This is a genomic window from Microbacterium sp. (assembly GCF_036277215.1).
Classification (GTDB): domain Bacteria; phylum Actinomycetota; class Actinomycetes; order Actinomycetales; family Microbacteriaceae; genus Microbacterium.
Genome location: NZ_DASUNI010000030.1, coordinates 1 through 2,526 on the forward strand (window position 1 = coordinate 1; position 2,526 = coordinate 2,526).

The window sequence follows — 2,526 nt, forward strand, 5'->3', positions numbered from 1 at the left end:
TGGATCGGCTCATTCATGTCTCCTACGACGGCGTCTGGCTTGTCAGACAACGGAACTCCCCCGGTTCGTGATCAGGACTGGCAGGTGGGGCAAAGACCGTGGTAGATGACCTCGGCCTCGTCTATTACGAAGCCGTGAACATCGGACGCGGTCAGGCAGGGTGCGGCACCGACGGCACAGTCGACATCCTCGATCGTGCCGCAGGAGCGGCAGACGAGGTGGTGATGGTTGTCACCGATGCGTGTCTCGTAGCGCGCCACGGAGCCTGGCGGCTGGATGCGCCGGACGAGCGCCGCGTCGGTGAGGGCCTGTAGGACGTCGTAGACGGCCTGCTGGGACACTTCACCGAGCTCGCCGCGCACGCGCGCGATGAGCGAGTGCGTGTCGGCGTGAGGGTGCTCGTGCACCGCGGCGAGCACCGCGACGCGCGGACGGGTGACGCGCAGGGAGGCCCCGCGCAGCATCCGCTCGAGTTCCGAGACCGCCGGCACACCGGGCAGTGTGGCACAAATCTGGAATCAATCCAGATTAGCTCTGTATCACCGCCGACTGTGAGAGGCTCTAGATCGCACGGTGACGCGCAAGCCAAGGAGGGAGTGACGCGATGCAGCGGCCTGTCGGCCAATCCGGCCTTCTGTCTGCCGTCTCGACGTACCTGATCTACCAGGACGGCGGGCTCGGCGATTCCCAGCCGCAGAACATGCCTGGGACCGAGTGGAAGTCGGCGAACCTCAACAGCTTCCTGTGGGGGCTGATCCGCCAGGACCTGCCGATCACCAACTGCCGGCTCGCCAACGGGCAGCGGTTGGGGATCGAGGAGATCCGGGTCGGCCGCAGCGTCCTGCAGACGCTCGGGATGTTCGTCACGCTCGGCCTGTGGGCGCCCGCACGGGTCAGCTGGCGCTGTTGCCGCCCGCCGTCGCAATCGGGGACGCTCGAGTGATCCACCGCGACGACCCCGGGCCGCGGCCGTGGCACGGGGCGCACGTCACCCACCACACGACGGTCGCCGAGCTCTTCGACATCGACAACGTCGGCCCGCAGGGCGCGGCGCTGTCCGGGTTCGAGATGTTCCGCCAGGCCGGCGACTCGCTGGACGGGCTGGTCGGAGAGGCCCGCGCGGCCGGCAAGCGCGTCCTCGCGATCGGCTCGGGCTGGGCGCTGACGCGCATCAACATCACCGACGGCTGGCTCGTGAACACGAAGCTGCTCAACGGCGTCTACGACATCGGCGACCGCTACTTCGAGGACGGTCGCGCCGACGGTGTCGTGCTCGCCCAGGCCGGGCTGCAGGTCGCCGAGCTCAACGCCTACCTCGAGCTGCTGCACCCGGAGAAGCGGGCGCTGCGGGCCGCCGGCATCGGCAACGGCCAGACGCTCGCGGGCGCCGTCTCCGGGAACACGCACGGCTCGCAGATCAGCTACGGCGCGATGCCGGACTTCGTCGTCGGCCTGCACCTCGTCACCGGCAGCGGCCGCACGCTCTGGCTCGAGCGCGCCTCCAGGCCGGTGCTGACGGCCGAGTTCGCCGACAAGCTCGGCGCCGAGCTGGTGCGCGACGACGAGCAGTTCAACGCCGCGGTCGTCAGCTTCGGCACGTGCGGGATCGTCGCGGCGCTGGCGATCGAGACCGCCCCGATCTACCAGCTGCAGTTCCCGGCCGTCGGCGACATCCGCCACGACGACCTGAAGGCCAAGCTGCGCCGGCTGGGCGCCGACCCGGGCGACCTGTACCACTACGAGTTCATCTTCGACCCGCACAGCCGCAAGCAGGTGGCGATGGAGGCGGGCGCGCCTCAGGTGGAGTTCCGGCCCGGGATCCCGACGCCGACCCCGCGCTGGATCGTCCGCGACAAGCGCGGGTACGCCCCCGGCGTGCGAATCCTGGCGCCGCTCGCGCCGCTGCTGCGCGTGCTCCCGGTCGGCTTCGTCACGTCGCTGCAGTTCAAGCAGTACCGGCAGCGGGCGCTCCTGAACAGCGTCCGCGGCACGCCCGGCCAGCTCTATACGTCCTCCATCTACTACCTCGAGGGCTACACGGAGAGCGCGTTCGCGGTCTCGATCGACGACGCACCCGAGACGATCGACATCGTCTCGGCGGTGGCGCGCGAGCTGAAGCTGCCTTCGATCAGCCAGGTGCGGCTCGTGCACCCCTCGCAGGCGACGCTGTCGTTCACCCGGCACGCGCCCAAGACCGCGGTGTTCGAGGTCGGACTGATCGACGACGAGCGCTTCCCGGAATTCGAGCGGCGCCTGGACGCGGCGTTCCGCAAGGCGCAGATCCGCTACACGCTGCATTGGTCGAAGAACTCGGGCATCGAGCCCGACAAGCTCGCCTACATGTACGGCGAGGAGCCGATCGCGCGCTTCAAGGCCGCGCGACGGGAGATCTTCGGCGGCGACGAGGCCCTGATGGACGTCTTCGCCACCGACGTGCTCAAACGCGCGGGCCTGACCTGAGATCGGCTACGCGCTGTTGTGGCGCGAGGCCGGCACGGGCTAGCCCCCCACCCCCCCCCCCCCCGC

At 69.5% G+C, this 2,526-nt stretch carries 3 protein-coding genes; 2 read left to right on the plus strand and 1 reads right to left on the minus strand.

Annotated elements, in window-relative coordinates; translation table 11 throughout:
- Nucleotides 1-71: 71 nt before the first annotated feature.
- Nucleotides 72-464, minus strand: coding sequence for a Fur family transcriptional regulator (locus VFX99_RS01460; RefSeq protein WP_414684307.1), 393 nt, complete (start codon nucleotides 462-464; stop codon nucleotides 72-74).
- 140 nt (nucleotides 465-604) lie between these two features.
- Here VFX99_RS01460 and VFX99_RS01465 point away from each other — a divergent pair, with 140 nt between their 5' ends.
- Nucleotides 605-943: a hypothetical protein gene (locus tag VFX99_RS01465; RefSeq protein ID WP_329664547.1), complete on the plus strand. Its 339-nt coding sequence runs from the start codon at nucleotides 605-607 to the stop codon at nucleotides 941-943.
- Nucleotides 877-2,460, plus strand: coding sequence for an FAD-binding protein (locus tag VFX99_RS01470; RefSeq protein ID WP_329664548.1), 1,584 nt, complete (start codon nucleotides 877-879; stop codon nucleotides 2,458-2,460). The genes VFX99_RS01465 and VFX99_RS01470 overlap by 67 nt, the downstream gene beginning before the upstream one ends.
- The last annotated feature ends 66 nt before the right edge of the window (nucleotides 2,461-2,526 follow it).

What these genes read in the sequence shown, in the direction of transcription:
- VFX99_RS01460 (WP_414684307.1), bottom strand. Translation starts at nt 464, where the DNA reads ATGCTGCGCGGGGCCTCCCTGCGCGTCACCCGTCCGCGCGTCGCGGTG.
- VFX99_RS01465 (WP_329664547.1), top strand. Translation starts at nt 605, where the DNA reads ATGCAGCGGCCTGTCGGCCAATCCGGCCTTCTGTCTGCCGTCTCGACG.